Raw genomic sequence first — 20,015 nt, forward strand, 5'->3', positions numbered from 1 at the left:
TTGTTGATCAGGCCAAACGGGCGGGTTCGATTACGAGGTCAGGCCGTTCAATAAACGATCTGCACCGAGTCGGGGGTGAGCCACTGACGAAGCTCGCCCAACAGCTCATCGCCGGGCTGCACCTTCCAGTCGTCCCCGAGACGCGACTCGCATTCGGCGTCGGTGCGGCGGTAGACGATGTGCACCGGCAGCCCCGTCGGCTTGTCGTCGTCGCCATTGCCATTCCCGTTGCGCCGGCCGAAGCCACCGCCACCACCACCATTGCCGCCATTGCCACCCTTGAATCCGCCGCCACCGCCGCCAAAGCCCCCGCCGCCACCTCCACCGCCGGATCCGGCCCCAGCCGTTGCCGTCACGCGATACATCGTGCAGTGCGGTTGCAACGTGGCGCGCAGGCGTGTCCAGTCAGCATTGCCGTTGAACGACAGCTTGAGCGCGCGAGCGAAACGGGCACGTGCACGGCCGAGATCCATAAGACTTTCCGTCGTGAAACGCAGCCCGCCGGTGAAGCTGTCGGGTCGCGCACTGCCGTGAACGATCAGCAGTTCGTCTTCCTTGAACAGTTGCTTGTTCGCCTCGAACTGCTCGTTGAAGATCGCCACTTCGAGCGTGGCGGAGCCATCGTCGAGTTGGGCGATCACCATCTTGCCGCGCTGCGTCATCATCGTGCGCAGGCTTGCGATCACACCCGCCACGAGGCGGTCGCGCCCTTCACTCAAGTCCTTGATGCGCGTGCGCACAAAACGGCGCACCTCTTCGGCGTACGAGTCGAACATGTGTCCCGACAGGTAGAAGCCAAGCGCCTGTTTTTCTTCCTGAAGCTTGCGCTTGTCAGTCCAGGCCAGTTCGTCGGCCAGTTCCAGCGGCGCCTGCAAACTCTCGTCGCCCAGATCGAACAGGCTGACCTGATTGGCCGCAGCACTCGCCTGCTCGGCCGCTTCCATGGCCATGGGCACCGACGCCATCAATTGCGCCCGGTTATCGTGAATGGTGTCGAACGCCCCGGCGCGGATCAGCGCTTCGATCGTGCGGCGGTTCACCATGCGGCGATCGATACGCTGGCAGAAATCGAACAGATCGGTGAACGGCCGTTCTTCGCGCGCCCGCAGAATCTCTTCAATGGCCGACTGACCGCTGCCCTTGATCGCACCGAGACCGTAGCGCACGGTCTTCGAATCGGCGGGCTCGAAACGGTAAGCAGAGACATTCACGTCCGGCGGCAGAACAGCCAGACCGTTGGTCAGGCAGTCTTCATAAAGAATCTTGACCTTGTCCGTATCGTCCATGGCCAAGCTCATATTGGCCGCCATGAATTCGGCAGGGTGATGCGCCTTGAGCCATGCCGTGTAATACGCGAGCAGCGCGTAAGCCGCCGCGTGCGACTTGTTGAAGCCGTAGCCCGCGAACTTCTCCATCAAGTCGAAGATTTCGTCGGCCTTCTCGGCCGTCAGCCCGTTCTTGTCCGCGCCCTCGCGGAACAAGCCACGGTGCATGGCCATTTCCTCTGCCTTCTTCTTGCCCATCGCGCGACGCAGCAAGTCGGCGCCACCGAGCGAGTATCCGCCGATAATCTGCGCCATCTGCATCACCTGCTCCTGATAGACCATGATGCCGTAGGTCTCCTGGAGCACAGGCTCGACGCGCGGGTCCGGATATTCCACCTTCTCGCGGCCGTGCTTACGCGCGCAGAAGCTCGGAATCAGGTCCATCGGGCCCGGACGGTACAACGCCACCAGCGCAATGATGTCTTCGAAGCGGTCGGGCTGGGCGTCTTTCAACATGCCCTGCATGCCCCGGCTTTCCAGCTGGAACACGGCCACCGTATTGGCTTTTTTGAGAATGCTGAAGGCTGCCGGATCGGTCAGCGAGACCTGCTCAAGCGACCAGTCCGCCATCTCGGGATGCAAGCGCTTGATGTAGCGCTCTGCCCAGTTCAGGATCGTGAGCGTAGTCAGGCCCAAGAAGTCGAACTTCACCAGCCCGACGGCTTCCACGTCGTCCTTGTCGTACTGACTCACGACGCCGCTGGCGTCTTCGCCGACGCCTTGCGTGTACAACGGGCAGAAATCGGTGAGCTTGCCCGGCGCGATCAACACGCCCCCGGCGTGCATGCCGACGTTACGCGTGAGGCCTTCGACACGCTGCGCCAGTTCGAGCAACTGCTTGACTTCGTCTTCCGTGTTGAAGCGCTCGGCCAGTGCCGGCTCTTCCTTCATTGCGTCGTCGAGCGTGACGAGCTTGCCCGGCTTGAACGGGATGAGCTTGGCGACACCGTCGACGAAGTTGTAGCCGAGATCGAGCACGCGCCCGACATCTCGCACCGCCGCCTTGGCCGCCATCGAACCGAAGGTGGCGATCTGCGAGACGGCGTCTGCGCCGTACTTCTCTTTCACGTACTGAATGACGCGGTCGCGCCCGTCCTGACAGAAGTCGATGTCGAAGTCGGGCATCGAGACGCGTTCCGGATTCAGGAAACGCTCGAACAGCAGGTTGTACTTCAGCGGGTCAAGGTCGGTAATGCCCAGCGCATAGGCGACGAGCGAACCGGCGCCCGAACCCCGGCCCGGGCCGACCGGCACGCCGTTATTCTTGGCCCATTGGATAAAGTCCGCCACGATCAGGAAGTAGCCCGGGAAGCCCATCTTGATGATCGTGCCGGTCTCGAAATCGAGCCGCTTGTAATACTCGGGGCGCTGCGCGTCGCGCTCCGCCGCGTCGGGGAAGAGCTGCCCCAGACGCATTTCCAGCCCCTCTTTCGACAACTGCACGAGATAGTCGTCGAGCGACATGCCGTCAGGCGTCGGGAAGAGCGGCAGCTTCGGTTTGCCGAGTTCGAGCGTGAGGTTGCAACGCTTGGCGATTTCGACGGAATTGGCAATCGCGGACGGCACATCCTCGAACGCGGCGATCATGTCGTCCTGCGTGCGGAAGCTCTGGTCCTGCGTAAAACGGCGCACCCGGCGCGCATTGCCGAGAATTTCACCTTCCGAGATACACACACGCGCTTCGTGCGCGGTGAAATCGTCGCCGGTCATGAACTGGATCGGATGCGTGGCAACGACCGGCAGCCCTACCTTCGCGGCCAGTTGCACCGCCTGCTGCACATACGTTTCCATGCCGGCCTGACCGGTGCGTTGCAGTTCGATATAGAACGCCCCCGGAAAGACCTTCGCCCAATGCTGCGCGCACTGCGCCGCCAGATCGGGATTGCCTGCCGCCAGCGCGGCACCGACATCGCCCATCTGCCCACCGGAAATCGCCAGCAGACCTCGCGCGAAGCCGTCGGGATCAAGCCACGACGGGTCGATTTCTGCACGCCCGCGCCACTGGTTGCCGAGCCATGCCTTCGACAGCAACTGGCACAGATTCAGATAGCCTTCCTTGTCGCGCGCGAGCAGCAACAACCGTGACGGCTTGTCGCGATCGGCAGCATTGGTGATCCAGGCGTCGCAACCGATGATCGGCTTGACGCCCTTGCCGCGGGCTTCTTTGTAGAAACGGATGGCACCGAACATGTTCGCGAGGTCGGTGAGCGCGAGCGCGCCCTGCCCGTCCTTGGCCGCGGCTTTGACGACGTCGTCAAGGCGCACGATGCCATCGGCGATCGAGTATTCGGAGTGGAGGCGGAGGTGGACGAAACGAGGTTCTGACATGGGCCGTATTGTAACGCGGCGGCTCCGGATTTCGCGCGCCGTGTCCCCGGGCTGGTGGCATATCTGCGCTTTTCGGACGGCACCGGCCGACCGCTCGGAATTTGCCGCATCCGGTACGGGGGCATCGTCCGATTCCACGGGATATCAGCGACTTATGGGGTGAAATCAAAGTGCCTTCGGGCCAGATCGGCGATAATGGCGGTTTATTGCTTCACGCTTTTGCGAAACCCTGTTGCCATGTCTATCGTCAACATCGCCGCGTACAAGTTCGTCTCGCTCGACGACATCGCAACACTGCGCCCTGCGCTGCTCGAACACTGCCAGGTGCTCGACCTGAAGGGCACCATTCTGCTGGCCCCGGAAGGCATCAATCTGTTTCTGGCCGGCTCGCGCGAATCGATCGACGCATTTCTCGGCCAGTTGCGCGCCGACGCCCGTTTCGCCGACCTCGCGGTCAAGGAGAGTCTCTCCGAGGAACAACCGTTCCGCCGCATGCTGGTCCGCGCCAAGAAAGAAATCATCACGATGAAGATGCCGGTCATCAAGCCGGCAGACGGGCGCGCGCCCGGTGTCGAACCCGCCACGCTCAAGCGCTGGCTGGACGCGGGCCAGGATGACGAAGGCCGTCCGGTCGTGATGCTCGACACGCGCAACGACTTCGAAGTGGATGTCGGCACGTTCGATAACGCCGTCGACTATCGCCTGACCAAATTCTCCGAATTCCCGGACGTCATCGCAGCCCATCGCGAAGATTTCGAGGGCAAGACGATCGTGTCGTTCTGCACGGGCGGCATTCGTTGCGAAAAAGCCGCCATCTACATGCGCGATATCGGGCTGGAACACACGTATCAGCTCGACGGCGGCATTCTCAAGTACTTTGAGGATGTCGGCGGCGCCCACTATCAGGGCGACTGCTTCGTGTTCGACTACCGCACGGCACTGACCCCCGACCTCGCGCCGGCGGGCACCGTGCAGTGCTTCGCGTGCCGCGCCGTCGTCACGCCCGAAGCCCAGCAAAGCCCGGACTATGTCGAAGGCGAGCATTGCCCGGCGTGCGTTGGCGAGAAAAGCGCGACGCCTGCCGCGCGTGCTGAACGCGCAGCCCCGTCCATCGCGGACTAAGGCGCGCCGGTGACGCGCGTCGAATCGGGCCGTACCGGGCATTATCGCGGCCGCTTCGCCCCCTCGCCGACCGGGCCGCTGCACCGCGGCTCGCTGGTCACCGCACTGGCGAGTTGGCTCGATGCCCGCGCGCACGACGGCGTGTGGATCGTGCGCATGGAAGATCTGGACGAGCCACGTTGCATTGCCGGTGCGGCGGATGACATTCTGGCAACGCTCACGCGACTGGGCCTCCACAGCGACGAACCCATTGTCTGGCAGAGCCAGCGGCACGCGCTGTACGAGGACGCGCTCGCTTCGCTGACGGCGTCTGGCCGGGTGTATCCCTGCGGCTGCACTCGGCGGGAAATCGCCGACTCACTCACGCGCGAACACGCCCGCCACAGCACGCTAGCCTATCCGGGCACCTGCCGCGATGGCCTGCACGGCAAGCCCGCGCGGGCGTGGCGACTGCGAGTCCCGGATGGCAACGCGGCACGCATCGGATTCGATGATCGCTGGATGGGGCCGCAGTCGCAGGATCTCGCCACCGAAGTCGGCGATTTCGTGCTCAAGCGCGCCGACGGACAGTGGGCATACCAGCTCGCCGTGGTGGTCGACGACGAAGCGCAACGCATTACCGATGTCGTGCGCGGCACCGACCTGCTCGACTCCACCGCCCGCCAGATCTATCTCCAGCAATGCCTTGGCGCCGCCACGCCGCGCTATCTCCATGTGCCGCTCGTGATGGCCGCCGATGGCGAGAAGCTGAGCAAGCAGAATGGCGCAGCGGCGCTATCGCTCGACTCCGATGAAGCCGTCCTCGCAGCCCTTCAAGAGGCTGCCACGCATCTCGGCCTGCCAGCAGTACTGAGTCAGACGACGCATCGCGAGGATTTCTTCGCGGCGGCAACACAGGCATGGCGGGCGCAACACGGCGACTGATCGCCATAAAAAAAGCCAGCGCGATACGCTGGCTTTTTTCATTCGACACGCTGAAGGGCTTTAGCCCTTGAAGCTCACTCAGTTGCTGGCCTTGCGCGGGAACCCCGCGAGCAGTGCTGCCACCTGACGCTTCGGTGCTTTCTCGGGCATGGCGCCGAAGGCGTTCGGCGCGCCCGCGTCTTGCGACGACTTGCTGTTTTGCTGCGCATCGTCGGCCGTGGGCGACGGCTCGTACGGCTTGTAGAAGAACTCGTCTTCCGGGCGAACGCGACGCTGACCCGGCAGGCCGCTGCTACCGCTGCGGCTGGCGCGCAGGCCGTCGTGACGGCCATGACGCTCGCTGCGCTCACCGCGCCGCTCGGTACGTTCCGAACGCTCCGGGCGCTCACTGCGCTCGGGACGATCACCACGCTCATCACGCGAACGGCTGCGGCGCTCCAGCACCAGCTCGCCACGCTTGAGTTCGCGCTTGATCAGCTTTTCGATTTCAACCAGGTGTTTGCGCTCGTCCGGGGCGCACAGCGAGATGGCCTCGCCCGATGCGCCGGCACGGCCGGTACGGCCGATACGGTGGACGTAATCTTCCGGGTTGTACGGCAGATCGTAGTTGATCACGCCCGGCAGATCGGAGATATCGAGACCACGCGCAGCCACATCGGTCGCGACCAGGGCTTGAATGCCGCCCTGCTTGAAGGCTTCGAGGGCCTGCATGCGTTCGTTCTGCGATTTGTCGCCGTGAATGGCCGCCGTCACCACACCGTCGCGCTCCAACTGACGCGCCAGACGGCTAGCGCCGATCTTGCTGTTCACGAACACGATGACCTGCTTGAGGTCGCGTTCGTTGAGAATCTGAACCACCGCGGCGCGCTTGTCGTCTTCCGGCACTTCATAGACGATCTGCTCGACCGTATCGGCCGTCGCATTGCGGCGTGCCACTTCGATCGTCAGCGGGTTGGTGAGGTAGCTCGAGGCGAGCTTCTTGATTTCGTTCGAGAACGTTGCCGAGAACAGCAGCGTCTGGCGCTGCTTCGGCAGCAAATTCAGAATGCGCTGGAGATCGGGCAGGAAGCCCATGTCCAGCATGCGGTCCGCTTCGTCCAGCACCAGCATCTTGACCTGGCCCAGATTGACCGTCTTTTGTTCGACGTGATCGAGCAGACGTCCCGGCGTGGCGATCAGAATCTCGACACCGCGGCGCAGCGCGTCTTTCTGCGGGTTCATGTCCACACCGCCGAACACGACGGTGTTGCGCAGCGGCGTGTGCGAGGCGTACAGACGCACGTTCTCGGCCACCTGATCGGCGAGCTCACGCGTCGGCGTCAGGATCAGCGCGCGCACCGGGTGACGGGCAGGCGAAGCACTCGTATTGGCGTCGGGCAGCAGGCGTTGAATGATCGGCAGCGAGAAGCTTGCCGTCTTGCCGGTACCCGTTTGCGCAGCACCCATCACGTCGCGGCCGGAAAGTACGACCGGAATGGCCTGCGCCTGAATCGGAGTCGGACTGGTGTACCCCTGCTCGGCGATGGCCCGCAAGATGTCCGCATGCAGCCCAAAGCTATCGAAGCCAGGGGTAGGAACAGCATTCACATCAGCCATGGTGAAGGGACATCTCTTTTAAAAAAACGGGGGCCGCCACGCGGAAGGATCCGCATCAAAGCACACTCGCGAAAATTCAAGGGGCGCTGGGCGCCATGCTCAGGGCTGGCGCGAGAGGGGACTGTCAGGGGACAGATGCGTCGGGCGCCGCCGGACCTGGGAGGTCATTAAGAAGCGAAACAGACGCAATTCTAGCACTTGCGCACGACCAACGTGTGACAGCGAGGCTTTGCGGCACTTTGCGCCGGCCCGCACGAGGCGCCGCGCACCACCCCCGCCACGCTTATCGTCCTGCGCCGGCCTTGGCGCTACCGTCCGACTTCACAGCCTTGGCAGCACCTGCCTTGCCGGCTTTCGCCTGAGCGGCGCGCTGCTTGGTGGCGTAGCGTTGCGCCAGCACGGCGCAGACCATCAGTTGCATCTGGTGAAACAACATCAACGGCAAGACGATCGCGCCCAGCGGGCCGGTGGCAAACAACACCTTCGCCATCGGGATGCCGCTCGCCAGACTCTTCTTCGAACCGCAGAACACGATGGTGATTTCGTCTTCGCGCGAGAAGCCGAGCCAACGCGCCGAGAACGTGGTGATCGCGAGCATCACCGCCAGAATCACCGCGCAGCAGCCCACCAGACCGACCAGCGCCAGCGGCGGAATCTGGTGCCACAAGCCCGTATTGACCGCCTCACTGAACGCCGTGTACACCACCAGCAGGATCGAGCCCTGATCGACGAACTTGAGCAGCGCGCGATTACGCTCGACCCAGCCGCCGATGGCCTTGCGCGACAACTGGCCGGCGATGAACGGCACGAGCAGTTGCAGCATGATGTTGCCGATGGAGTCGAACGGCGATGCGCCCGTGTTGCCATCGTGGTGCACCACGACCAGCCCCACGAGGACCGGCGTAATGAAGATGCCGAACAGGCTGGAGGCCGAGGCACTGCACACGGCCGCCGGCACATTGCCGCGCGCCATCGACGTGAACGCGATGGCCGACTGCACCGTCGCGGGCAAGGTGCACAGGAACAGAATGCCGAGATATAGCTCAGGCGTCACGGCCCATGACAGCAGCGGCTTGAGCGCCACACCGACAATCGGGAACACAACGAACGTGCTGGCAAAGACGAGCAGGTGCAGGCGCCAGTGCGTGGCACCCGCCAGCACGGCTTCGCGCGAGAGTTTCGCGCCATGCAGGAAGAACAGCAGGGCAATCGCCACGCTCGTGAGCAGGTTGAAGGCAACTTCGCCTTCGCCGTGCGCCGGCAGGAAGCTGGCGAGCGCTACGGTCGCCACTAACATCAACGTAAAGTTGTCGGGAAGGAAACGCGGTCGGGCCATCGTCAATCTCGGGTGAATCTCGAGGAAATCTCGGCGGGTCATAAAAGACAAAGCCCGTCCACAAGGACACGGAACGCCGCAGCTCAGGGCTGACAGCGTGGTCGTGGGTCGATGCATGCGCGATCAATAGCGGATCAATATGCGATCGAATGTGACCGGAAGTGTGCGCTCGCGATACGGGTTTTCACGTATTAGAGCGCAAGGATAGTTAAAATACAAATTCATTTAAAAAATTTATTCATACCAATAACGCATGAATATCTCGCTGCGCCAACTCAAGGTGTTCCTCGCAGTCGCCCAGCACGGGAGCTTCAGCCGGGCCGGAGAGGACATTGGCCTGACGCAACCGGCCGTGAGCCGTTGTATTCGCGAACTGGAACAAGAACTCGGCCTCAAGTTGGTCGATCGCACCACGCGGGAAGTCACGCTGACCGAAGTGGGCGCTAGCCTCTCGGCGACGCTCGCCCGGGTACTCGACGAACTGGAGAGCGCGTTGCGCGATACCCACGGGCTCGCAGAAGAGCGGCGTGGCCGCGTGCGGGTAGCCAGCGCGCCGACCATTTCGGCCAACCTCATGCCCGAATGCATCTCGGCGTGTGCCGCCCGCTACCCCGACATCACCCTCATGCTGCGCGATCAGGTGCAGACGCTCGCGACCGACAGCGTGCGGCACGGTGAAGTCGATTTCGGCGTGATCGTGGCATCGGAAGGCACCGACGATTTGGTCGGCGAGCCCATCATGGTCGAACCGTTTCTCGTGGTGTGCGACCGCTCACATCGCTTCGCCAAGCAGTCGCAAGTCACGTGGAAAGAACTCAACGGCGAGAAGCTGGTGCTACTCGATTACGCCTCGGGCAGCCGGCCGCTCATCGACCGGGCGCTGGCCGAGCACGGTGCGTATTGCCAGATTGCGCAGGAAGTCGGCCACGCCATCACCGTGTTCCGCATGGTCGAGGCCGGGATCGGCATCAGCATCATGCCGGCGCTGGCATTACCCGCCATGCCCGGCTTGCCCGAGAACGGCGGCCGTCTCGTCGCCCTGCCGCTCGTGCCGCAACTGGATCGCACCATCATGCTGGTACGGCGCAAGAACCGCACGCTCTCCCCCGCCGCCCAATCGGTGTGGGAGTTGATCCAGCAGATCACGGCCAACACGCCGCATGCGCTTGCCGCCAAAGAAGCGAAGGCAGCCAAGGCAGCGATCACCACCAAGCCCACCAAAACGGCCAGCAAACCCTGACATCATTGGAGATGACATCCGATACCGGGTGTAACCGCAACGTTGACGAAAATTGAATTCAGTTATCGCCTGCCTTGACAGCTTTCTCACGCGAAATGTAAGTGAGCACCTGCTACAATCAGCGTGCGTCGACTCCCCAAGCGCCTGACTGTCGCGTGAGCCCTCACCCGGTGCTCACCCCACCATGCCTCGACGCCATGCCCGCGCCCCGCGGGCATTGTGTTTCCGGTACGGCGTCATGGACTTGCTCATCAAATACTTCAGCCCGCTGTGGCTCTTTCACGCGGCGGCCGATCTGTCGTTCTGGCAGCGGCATCAACTCGACGCGCGCATGCAGGTCGTGAGCCGCTTCATGTGGCGCTACGTCATGCGTTGGAGTGTGGTGACGGCCATGCTGCTGGTGCCCGCTGCCGTCATGGCACACGGCCTCGCCGCCACCGGACTCGCACTCGCAGGCGGCTTGTCGGCCAGCGTGGCGGTGTTGATGGCAGCACTGGCACTCGGCTGTCTGATCGGCTCGCGACTGCGCTAGTCTGCCGCTGGTTTCGTCATGAGCGTCGACTATCATGGAACGGCTCGCGTCGAACCGCCATGACCGGCGTGTCGCGGCGCTTGCCCCTCTAGACCCTTAGGAGTTTTCCATGGCCAACGCCAAGATCCTGGTGGTGTTCTACAGCATGTACGGGCACATCTACACGATGGCCGAAGCGGTTGTCGAAGGTGCACGCAGCGTCGCCGGCGCCGACGTGACACTGATGCAAGTGCCTGAACTGGTTCCCGACGAAGTTCTCGAAAAAAGCGGTGCGAAGGCGGCGCGCGCCGCGTTCGCGCATGTGCCTGTCGCGCGCGTTGAACAACTGGCCGATTACGACGCGATCATCTTCGGCACGCCCACCCGCTTCGGCAACATGACCGCGCAGATGCGTAACTTCCTCGACCAGACCGGCGGCCTCTGGGCCAAGGGCGCTTTGGTCGGCAAAGTCGGCAGCGTATTCGCCAGCACCGGCACGCAACACGGCGGGCAGGAAACGACGATCACCAGCTTTCACACCACATTGCTGCATCAGGGCATGGTGATCGTTGGCGTGCCCTATACCGAGCCGGGCCTGACCAATATGCAGGAAATCACCGGCGGCACGCCTTACGGCGCCACAACGCTCGCGGGCGCCGACGGCTCGCGCCATCCCAGCGCGAACGAGTTGAAGATCGCGAAGACGCAAGGCCGTCATGTGACGGAAATCGCGTCGGCACTCAAGCACGGCCGCACGCTGTAAGCGACCGCGCCCTCCCCTGATCAGCCACAGACCCGCCCACGGCCGGTCTGTGGCTGATATCGCACCGGCATCACGCCGGTCGCCAATCAACCTCAGATCAACCTCAGATCCTTCAGCACGGCACGGGCAATCCGGGCGCGCTTGGGCGCATCGGCGTCGCTGCGCATGTCCATGTTCAGCGCAACCGTGGTGATATTGCCGTCCCGCTCGATCCAGCCGACCCACCAGCCGATGTCGTGCTTGCCGTCGACATACCAGCCGGTCTTGCCGTGCAAGACGTAGTCCATGTTCGCTTCGGCAATCGAAATCTGCCGCACGATGTCCTGCGTACGCGCCGAGAACGGCAACTGCCCGCGCGCCAGCCGTTGCAGGAATACCACCTGTTCACGCGCTGAGATTTGCAGGCTGTTATCGACCCAATACGCATCGGCCGCGGACCCAATGGTGTGATTTCCATAGCCCACCGCATCGAGTTTGCCCTGCGCAAAGGTCCGCGGAATCTTGCGCGAGACCACCTGATAGCACGGCAGACACGACACCCGGAACGCATCGCGCAGATTCATCGCGGCGTTCCAGCGCTTCATGCTGCGCGGCTTGCCGTCCCAAGGAATGATCTCGCGCTCGTTGTCGAGCGCCCCGGACTCCAGCGCCAGCAAGCTGTTGAAAATCTTGTACGTCGAAGCCGGCGACATGCGCTGATTGGCGCGAGTGCTGTCGTAGGCCTGATAGCCCCCGGTGCGGCCGTCGAGCACGATGATCGTGCCCTTCGCGCCTTCAGCCTCGAAATACTTGCCCCAATCGGCCCGTTCCACGATTTTTGGCGCTGCGGTATTGGCAGCATTTGCGGCATTGGCGATAGCATCCGCATGCGCCGGTATCGCAATCGCCAACGGGGATAACAACGCGGCGGCGATCCGCAGCACAACGGCGCTACGACGCCAGCGAGAAAGCATCATCATTTTGGAGTCCTGATGTCAGTGGGTGGATGCAACGAGTGTCGTGAATCTCGAAGCGCTGGCCGGGCGCTCGCTTCCGAAAGCGCTTGCAGAATAGGAGGTGTTTCGACACGTGGAAAGTCACAGTGCCGTAACCGATGTAACCGCCGTATCATTGCCACGAAATCGGCGGATCCTGCCGGTCGTTGTTCCCCGTTCACCGCTCCTTTCTCGTGCGTCGCCATGCCTGACGATCGTGTCCGCCCACCTCACGCCTCCATGCCGACTGGCCCGTCCGCGCCCTCATCCCCGCTCGTCATCCGTCTCGATGCACCGCAGCACGTCGGCGATCAACCGGTGCGGTACCAGAGTCTGTGGTTGTTGATGCGCGTGTATTACGCGGCGCGCTACGAGTCGGCATCCGTGCCGCTTGCCGCGCTCAAATCGCGCTTCGCTCAGGCGGGCGACCTGCGCATGCTGGTGAGCCGGGCGTTCGCCGATTTCGCCGAATGGGGCGTCAGCGCCGGTTGGGGTGACGACCGGCAAGCCGACGCTCGCCTGCTGCCCACTCGCGGACGCGGCAGAGGGCCGTTCTGGCTGCCCAGCCACGAACTTGAGCGAATCGTCGTCACGATTGGCGGCGCCGTGCCCACCGACGAACGGCGCACGCTTGCCACCTTCCTCGGTCTTTCGCACGACACCCCGGCCACGCTCGACACCCCGGCGCTCGACTACGTGATGCAGGACATTGCGTTCTGGCATCACGTCACGCTCGGCAAACGCGACATGCAGGACGGCATCTTCTTCGCGCCGTCCGACCCTGCGCCTCACGGGCGCACCCGCACGCAGCGCACCGGTGCCATTCCGTCGTTTCATGCTGCGCAAGTCTGCGCGGTCGACGACGTTCAGCGCGGCATTGCCCTGCTGGCGGAGACCATCGTGTGGCGTCGCATGGGCGACGTGGCACGCGCGAAACGCACGCTGACAGCGCTCGCCGAGACGTTCGGCGCGAATCAGCCCACGCAGAATGCCTCGCCCACCTTGCGCGCGATGCACTGGATCGTGCAGGCCTGGCAGGCGTATGCCTTGCGCGACGAAGCGGGCGCCTTCGCGCATTTGCAGCGCATCAGCGACGATGCTTCGCTCGCACCGTGCCTCGTCTACAACCCGCGAATTCGATTCGAAACGCGCAACTTGCAAGCGCTGCTGTACAAGACGCACGCCGCACGCCCCGGGCCGCAGCCAGCGCGGGCGCAATCGGCGGCCGACGCCCTCGCCGCATTCTCCGACGCCCTGCAAGCCGCGTTCGAAGCCGACTCCATCGAGCTGGCTCAGCACGTCGCCGCGAATATCGGGCTCTCGCTGTGGCTGTTCTGGCAGGACTCGTTGATTGACCCGGCCCGGCGCCTCGCCGTGAGCGACGTGCAGCGGCAGGCACTGCGCTGGATCGGCTTGTCGGAATGGATTTGCGACCGCTTCGGTGTGGGCGGGAATTCCGTGTGGAATACGGTGTTCCTGCTGCGTATCGCGCGCGGTGCCGTGCCCGTGCGGCGCGACCCCGATCTGGCGACGCTGCGCGCGAGCACGCCGCTGGCCGTCGACGCGTTTCTCGACGCCGTGCAGCCGTTCGGCGCACCATTCTCGCGCGCCAAGGGCTTTTCGAAATGGACGGATGTGGTGGCGACGACGCTGGCCGACCACGAGGATGGACGCGTGCGCTTCGAGCCGTTGCAGCTCGCCAACTTGTGGTTCGAAATGCTGTGGTTTGCGCTGCATCAGGACGGCGACTCGCCACAGGCCACCCACGCCGCCCAATCGCTCGGGCGTGTGCTGCCGATGCTGCCGCCGCCCGATCGCCGGTTCTTCCGCGACGCGTTACGGCTGATGCCTCGCGAGTTTCAGCGGGAGGTGCGGGTCGCGGAATAGCGTGATCCGCACCCTCTCGTGCGAACGTGCGAACCAGCGATTTAGCGCACGCCCTTCGGCGTCTTCGGCAGTGCCGAGCGGAACGAGATCGCCAGACGGTTCCATGCGTTAATGGTGCTCACCGCGAACGTCAGGTCGGCGATCTGCTTGTCGTCGAAGTGCTCGCGCAGCTCGGCAAAGACGGCATCCGGCACATGGCCGTCCTGCACGTTGGTCACGGCTTCGGTCCACGCCAGTGCGGCGCGCTCCGACGGCGAGTACAGCTCGGTTTCGCGCCATGCATCGAGCAGGTGCAGGCGACGGGCTTCGATGCCGACCTTGAGCGCGTCGGCCACGTGCATGTCGATGCAGAAAGCGCAGCCGTTGAGCTGCGAGGCGCGCAGCCACACCAGTTCCAGCAGTCCATCGGGCAGGCCGCAGTCATGGAAGTAGCCGCTCAGAGCCGCCAGGTGTTCGTAGGCACGCGGTGAGGCCTTGATGTAGTTCAGACGTTGCATTTTTGAGTCTCCGTTGAGTGTCGGGAAGTCAGTCGATGGATGTAACGATACGGCCTCTTGGCCTGCTTCGAAAGAGCCAAAACCGAATAGAATCGGTAGGCCAAAAAGACGCTGGAGACCGTCCCTATGCGCGACACATCCGACCTGAGCGGCCTGCGCCTCGCCGACGCCGCCCAAGCCACCGGCATGCCGACCTACCGCGCGCTGTACGAGCGTATTCGCGAGGGCATTCTCTCGGGCAAACTCGCGCCCTCGTCGCGGCTGCCGTCCACGCGCGCGTTGGCGAGTGAGCTTGGCGTTGCACGCGGCACCGTCGAAGCCGCCTACGAACGGCTGGTGGCCGAAGGTTTCGTGATCGGACGCGGCGCCGCCGGCAGCCGCGTGAACCCGCACTTGAGCGGCGCACGGCTCGATGCGGCGGCCAAAGTCTTGCCTCGCGACACCGGCCACAATTCCATTGGCGACGAAAAAACCGCCCGCGCGAACACTGGCGAGCCACCCGCTATCCGTAGCCCTCGCGCGCCGCACCGGAACCATCGCATCGAAAACCCGAGTTACGTGCCGCTCAGCGCGCACGGCACACCATTGCCGTTACAGAACGGCATGCCGGCCTTCGACGAATTCCCCCGCAAGCTGTGGGCGCGCCTTGCCACACGCCATGCCCGCCACTTGCCAGCCGACGCGCTCAGCTATCAGGACGCCGCCGGTCTGGCGCCCCTGCGCGAGGCCATTGCCGGCTATCTGGCCATTGCGCGCGGCATTCACTGCGACCCGGCGCAAGTCATCGTCACCACGGGCTTTCAGGGCGCGCTGGCACTGATCGCCCGCCTGCTGTTGCAGCCGGGCGACGCCGTCTGGTGCGAAGACCCCGGCTATTTCCGGGCACACGAAGCCCTGCGGATGGTGAGTGCAACGCTGGTACCGGTGCCGGTCGACAGCGACGGACTCGATGTCGCCGAGGGTGAGCGTCGTGCCCGCCACGCGCGGCTCGCGGTGATCACGCCCTCGCACCAGTCACCACTGTCGGTGGCGCTATCGCTGGAACGCCGTCTCGCCTTGCTCAACTGGGCGCAGGCCAATCAGGCATGGATCGTCGAAGACGACTACGACAGCGAGTTCCGCTATACCGGTGCGCCGTTGCCTGCCTTGAAGAGTCTGGACGGCGGCGAACGCGTGCTTTACGCGGGTTCATTCGGCAAGGTGCTGTTTCCCGGCCTGCGGCTTGGCTATCTCGTCGTGCCCCCCGCGTTATGCGACGCCTTTACGGCGGCCACCGCGCTGCTCTCCCCGGTGCACGGCTGGATCGAACAGGCGACCGTCACCGACTTCATCACGGAAGGCCATTTCAGCCGGCACATTCGCCGCATGCGGCAACTCTACGGTGAGCGCCGTGCGGCGCTGGCCGACGCGTTGCGGCAGCATCTTCCCGGGCGCATCGAACTCGCACATCAGGCGGGCGGCATGCACCTGCTGGGCTGGATCGAGCCGCATCGCGACGATCGTGCGGTGTGCCGCGCCGCCCACGTCCACGGGCTGGCGCCGGGGGCGTTGTCCTATTTCCGTATCGAGCGGCAATTACCGCCAGCCCTCGTGATGAGCTTCACGAATGTGCCGCAAGCGAGTGCCAACGACGTCGCCAAGCGCCTCGCGCGTGCGTTCGACGACGATGAAAAATCGCACTGAAGATGACGCAGCGCAGCATTTTTACGTTGTCGCAACAGAACATTTTTCGGACGGTTTTCGGGACACATCGCGCTTGTGTTTGCGTGTCATGTCGGTGTATCGTTGCCGCAAAGCTAGCGCAGGGGTCCTGCAACGTGAGTTGTGGGTGAGAAATACCCTTAGAACCTGATCTGGATAATGCCAGCGCAGGGAGCGTAGAAGTCACTCGCCCCCGTTCATGCTCCTGAGCCGCTTTGCGCCGAATTTGTCGGCGTCAACACGTGCCCCGCCAGGAGACATTGCATGAACGCCAATCCGAAGTTCCTCTCAGCCAACGCGCGCGTGGACGAAGCCGCGATCGCACCGCTGCCCAATTCCCGCAAGATCTATGTGAACGGTTCGCGCCCGGACCTCCGTGTTCCGATGCGCGAAATCTCGCAATCGGACACGCCAACGAGCTTCGGCGGCGAAAAGAACCCGCCGATTTTCGTCTACGACACGTCGGGTCCGTACACCGATCCGGACGCCAAGATCGACATCCGCTCGGGCCTGCCCGCCGTGCGCGCCGCATGGATCGAAGAACGTGGCGACACTGAAGCGCTGCCGGGTCTTTCATCGGCTTATGGCCGCGAGCGTGCCGACGACTCGGCGACGACCGACCTGCGTTTCCCGGGCCTGCACCGCACGCCGCGCCGCGCCAAGGCCGGCAAGAACGTGACGCAGATGCACTACGCGCGTCAGGGCATCATCACGCCCGAGATGGAATACATTGCCATTCGCGAAAATCTGCGCCGTCAGGAATACATCGAGAGCGTGCGCAACGCCGGCCCGCAGGGCGAGCGCCTTGCCAAGCTGCTCTCGCGCCAGCACCCGGGTCAGCATTTCGGTGCCAGCCTGCCTGCCGAAATCACGCCGGAATTCGTGCGTAGCGAAATCGCCCGCGGCCGCGCCATCATCCCGAACAACATCAATCACCCGGAATCGGAGCCGATGATCATCGGCCGCAACTTCCTCGTGAAGATCAACGCGAACATCGGCAATTCCGCCGTGACGTCGTCGATCGGCGAAGAAGTCGACAAGATGACGTGGGCCATCCGCTGGGGCGGCGACACGGTCATGGATCTGTCGACCGGCAAGCACATCCACGAAACGCGTGAGTGGATTCTGCGCAACAGCCCGGTGCCGATCGGCACGGTGCCGATCTATCAGGCGCTCGAAAAGGTCAACGGCAAGGCCGAAGACCTGACGTGGGAAATGTTCCGCGACACGCTCATCGAACAAGCCGAGCAGGGCGTCGACTACTTCACGATCCACGCCGGTGTGCGTCTCGCGTACGTGCCGATGACCGCCAACCGCATGACGGGTATCGTGAGCCGTGGCGGTTCGATCATGGCCAAATGGTGTCTCGCGCACCACAAGGAAAGCTTCCTGTACACGCACTTCGAAGAGATTTGCGAAATCATGAAGGCCTACGACGTGGCCTTCTCGCTGGGCGATGGCCTGCGTCCGGGCTCGATTTACGACGCCAACGACGAAGCCCAGCTCTCGGAACTGAAGACGCTCGGCGAACTCACGCAAATCGCGTGGAAGCATGACGTGCAGGTGATGATCGAAGGCCCGGGCCACGTGCCGATGCAGCTCATCAAGGAGAACATGGATCTCCAGCTCGAGTACTGCGACGAAGCCCCGTTCTACACGCTCGGACCGCTGACGACGGACATCGCCCCCGGCTACGACCACATCACGTCGGGCATCGGTGCCGCGACCATCGGCTGGTACGGCACGGCCATGCTCTGCTACGTCACGCCGAAGGAACACCTGGGTCTGCCGAACAAGGACGACGTGAAGGAAGGCATCATCACGTACAAGCTCGCAGCACACGCGGCCGATCTGGCCAAGGGTCACCCGGGCTCGCAGATTCGCGATAACGCGCTGTCGAAGGCTCGCTTCGAGTTCCGCTGGGAAGACCAGTTCAACCTCGGTCTCGATCCGGACAAGGCGCGCGAATTCCACGACGAGACGCTGCCGAAGGATTCGGCCAAGGTGGCGCACTTCTGCTCGATGTGCGGCCCGCACTTCTGCTCGATGAAGATCACGCAGGACGTGCGCGACTACGCTGCCAAGCAAGGCCTCACGGAAGAAGCCGCGCTCAAGCAAGGCATGGAAGTCAAAGCGGTCGAGTTCGTGAAGAAGGGTGCCGAGATTTATCAACGCACCTGATTGATGCTTTGATCGGTGCGTTGAATGGTACGGTCTGGCGGCGCTGTTGATTAGCGGTTGTTTTGCCGCTGATTGGTAGCTGACCGGCAGATGATGTGCCAATGAGAAAACGCGTCCGGGAGTGATCCCGGACGCGTTTTTTATGCGTTATACGTTATGCGTTAGTGATGCATCAAACATCGGAATAGTCGTAGTTCTCCTCGGCATCATTCCCACCGAACGCTTTGATCGTGGGCACATTCTGGGCCGTCATTTCATTGCGCAGGCGCCGGCAGGCTTCGTGCGGACGCAACGACGTGTGCATCGAAGTCGCCAGTGCGGTGAAGGACTGTGTATCGGTCACGGGTAACCGTGCCGACTGCATGACGTCCGCGTGCCGCATGCCCCAGTGACCGTCGCCGATCTGTTCGATACCCAACGCCAGTTTGGCCCAGTCGTTGGAACACACGGCAACCGTTGCGGGAAGGTCGTTGCGAGCCATCGCCTGCTGCATCGGCGAGCCCGTGGAAAGCGCAACACGCAGCATCCAGCCGGTCGCGTCCTGCGCCGGCAGCAAGCGGCGGCCTTCATGCAGGTGCTGGTTGATCTGTTGGATGAACGTGCTCACGGGATCTCGTACGCGGCAAACCTGTGCCCACTCTTTCTTGCCGACCAGATCGGGCTTGCCGGTCCAGCGGCGCGCCGTATCTCCCACTGATTTCGCGACATCTGAACGGAGCACCTCATAGGCCGACGTACTGTTGCGTCCGTCCGTACCCAACAACGCGCTGCCCACGACCTCGCTGCACACTTGCGCGCGTTCGCTGCGCGCCTCCGGCATGATCACCGGATGATTCCTCAGACCGGCGGCACTCGGGTTGGCGTCGAATCCAGCCGGTCCCGCACAGACATACAACGTTTGCAGCGCCGAGGGGCACAGGACGGGCGCCGCGCGCTGGGTGCCATTCGTCTTCGGCAATGCCGCGAAGGCTTCGCCCGAACCGGCTAGACGATCGGCAAACGCGGACAACACTGCCGAATCGGGTCGGTCGCTGTTCGGTTTCAACGGAGAACCGGTTGCCGTCGCCACATCGCGAAGATCCGCCCGCATGGCGTTTGCCAGCGCTACCAGCGATGCCGGTAGCGCGCTGGCGCGGATCTGCTGTGCCGGGTGCCCTTCCCGGGCGCTTTCGACACCTTGCAGCGGAAAGTCTCGATCGAGCGCGGGCCGCGTGTTTCGAACCAGACTGTTCGCGAGCAGTGCTTGTGACAGTGAATGTGTGGCCAGTCCATGCAGTCCGGCAAAAAGCGGTTGCAAGCCATTCATCGTGAAGTCCTCCGTCAGTGCGGTGAGCGTGGCCATCGACCACGGCCCCGACAAGGTGTCGGAACGGCGTTCACGATGCCCGACGGGCATGGGTGTCACTGTCGGTTCTGCGCACACGCACTCCCCGCTCGCGCAAGCCACCGCCCAGTAGGAGACAGTGAACGTCCGTCGCGCAACGCGAACGTTGCCGGGGTGCCGCTGACGGGGCGACATGGACTTATGGCATGCTATCGGTCAGCGGCACAGCCGACGCGGCTGCTGCGCCCCCGTGGATTCGCCCCACACGCGAACGCTCCGGGGACGCGCTTTCCGCACCCCAGCCCG

General features: G+C 63.5%; 14 protein-coding genes and 1 riboswitch. Of the genes, 8 read left to right on the forward strand and 6 right to left on the reverse strand.

The features are described from left to right. Positions 1–47 precede the first annotated feature (47 nt). Positions 48–3,662 carry a DNA polymerase III subunit alpha gene (gene dnaE / locus CDV46_RS10215; protein WP_087722732.1) on the reverse strand — a complete coding sequence of 1,205 codons (3,615 nt, stop codon included), beginning with the start codon at positions 3,660–3,662 and terminating at the stop codon, positions 48–50. 228 nt (positions 3,663–3,890) lie between these two features. On the opposite strand from dnaE, the gene CDV46_RS10220 reads away from it, so the two are divergent. Together CDV46_RS10220 and gluQRS are read left to right on the forward strand one after the other, a co-directional pair. Further along, on the forward strand, positions 3,891–4,775 hold the full coding sequence (locus CDV46_RS10220) for a sulfurtransferase (RefSeq protein ID WP_087691438.1): 885 nt from the start codon (positions 3,891–3,893) through the stop codon (positions 4,773–4,775). A 9-nt stretch (positions 4,776–4,784) separates the two neighbouring features. Then, complete coding sequence (gluQRS, locus tag CDV46_RS10225) at positions 4,785–5,699, forward strand: tRNA glutamyl-Q(34) synthetase GluQRS (protein ID WP_087722472.1); 915 nt, start codon at positions 4,785–4,787, stop codon at positions 5,697–5,699. Between the two features lie 78 nt (positions 5,700–5,777). On the opposite strand, the gene CDV46_RS10230 is transcribed toward gluQRS, so the two are convergent. Both CDV46_RS10230 and CDV46_RS10235 read right to left on the reverse strand, forming a co-directional pair. Next, positions 5,778–7,295 (reverse strand): DEAD/DEAH box helicase, encoded by a 1,518-nt coding sequence (locus CDV46_RS10230; RefSeq protein ID WP_087722473.1) that lies wholly within the window; start codon positions 7,293–7,295, stop codon positions 5,778–5,780. Positions 7,296–7,578: 283 nt separating this feature from the next. After that, complete coding sequence (locus CDV46_RS10235; protein WP_087691435.1) at positions 7,579–8,631, reverse strand: bile acid:sodium symporter family protein; 1,053 nt, start codon at positions 8,629–8,631, stop codon at positions 7,579–7,581. A gap of 253 nt (positions 8,632–8,884) precedes the next feature. On the opposite strand from CDV46_RS10235, the gene CDV46_RS10240 reads away from it, so the two are divergent. From CDV46_RS10240 to wrbA, 3 genes are all read left to right on the forward strand, one after another. Then, positions 8,885–9,871, forward strand: a complete 987-nt coding sequence (locus tag CDV46_RS10240) for a LysR family transcriptional regulator (RefSeq protein ID WP_254915993.1) — start codon at positions 8,885–8,887, stop codon at positions 9,869–9,871. A 238-nt stretch (positions 9,872–10,109) separates the two neighbouring features. Continuing rightward, positions 10,110–10,403 (forward strand): hypothetical protein, encoded by a 294-nt coding sequence (locus tag CDV46_RS10245; protein WP_087722474.1) that lies wholly within the window; start codon positions 10,110–10,112, stop codon positions 10,401–10,403. Positions 10,404–10,512: 109 nt separating this feature from the next. Then, a complete protein-coding gene (wrbA, locus tag CDV46_RS10250) occupies positions 10,513–11,145 on the forward strand; it encodes an NAD(P)H:quinone oxidoreductase (protein ID WP_058375743.1) in 633 nt (210 codons plus the stop codon). Between the two features lie 92 nt (positions 11,146–11,237). Here the strand turns inward: wrbA and blaOXA are convergent, their stop codons facing one another. Next, on the reverse strand, positions 11,238–12,104 hold the full coding sequence (blaOXA, locus tag CDV46_RS10255; RefSeq protein ID WP_087722475.1) for an OXA-62 family carbapenem-hydrolyzing class D beta-lactamase: 867 nt from the start codon (positions 12,102–12,104) through the stop codon (positions 11,238–11,240). 255 nt (positions 12,105–12,359) lie between these two features. Between blaOXA and CDV46_RS10260 the strand changes: the two genes are divergently transcribed. Further along, on the forward strand, positions 12,360–14,006 hold the full coding sequence (locus CDV46_RS10260) for a hypothetical protein (protein ID WP_087691432.1): 1,647 nt from the start codon (positions 12,360–12,362) through the stop codon (positions 14,004–14,006). A 41-nt stretch (positions 14,007–14,047) separates the two neighbouring features. On the opposite strand, the gene CDV46_RS10265 is transcribed toward CDV46_RS10260, so the two are convergent. Further along, positions 14,048–14,503 carry a carboxymuconolactone decarboxylase family protein gene (locus CDV46_RS10265; protein ID WP_087722476.1) on the reverse strand — a complete coding sequence of 152 codons (456 nt, stop codon included), beginning with the start codon at positions 14,501–14,503 and terminating at the stop codon, positions 14,048–14,050. A 126-nt stretch (positions 14,504–14,629) separates the two neighbouring features. Here CDV46_RS10265 and pdxR point away from each other — a divergent pair, with 126 nt between their 5' ends. Together pdxR and thiC are read left to right on the forward strand one after the other, a co-directional pair. After that, complete coding sequence (gene pdxR / locus CDV46_RS10270; RefSeq protein WP_254915994.1) at positions 14,630–16,186, forward strand: MocR-like pyridoxine biosynthesis transcription factor PdxR; 1,557 nt, start codon at positions 14,630–14,632, stop codon at positions 16,184–16,186. A gap of 110 nt (positions 16,187–16,296) precedes the next feature. Then, positions 16,297–16,395: riboswitch (TPP riboswitch) on the forward strand. Positions 16,396–16,468: 73 nt separating this feature from the next. Next, a complete protein-coding gene (gene thiC, locus CDV46_RS10275) occupies positions 16,469–18,385 on the forward strand; it encodes a phosphomethylpyrimidine synthase ThiC (protein WP_058375748.1) in 1,917 nt (638 codons plus the stop codon). Positions 18,386–18,557: 172 nt separating this feature from the next. Here the strand turns inward: thiC and CDV46_RS10280 are convergent, their stop codons facing one another. Beyond that, complete coding sequence (locus CDV46_RS10280; RefSeq protein WP_140413337.1) at positions 18,558–19,790, reverse strand: hypothetical protein; 1,233 nt, start codon at positions 19,788–19,790, stop codon at positions 18,558–18,560. Positions 19,791–20,015 lie beyond the last annotated feature (225 nt).

Origin of the sequence: Pandoraea sp. PE-S2T-3, assembly GCF_002179965.1 — a bacterium.
GTDB lineage: Bacteria > Pseudomonadota > Gammaproteobacteria > Burkholderiales > Burkholderiaceae > Pandoraea.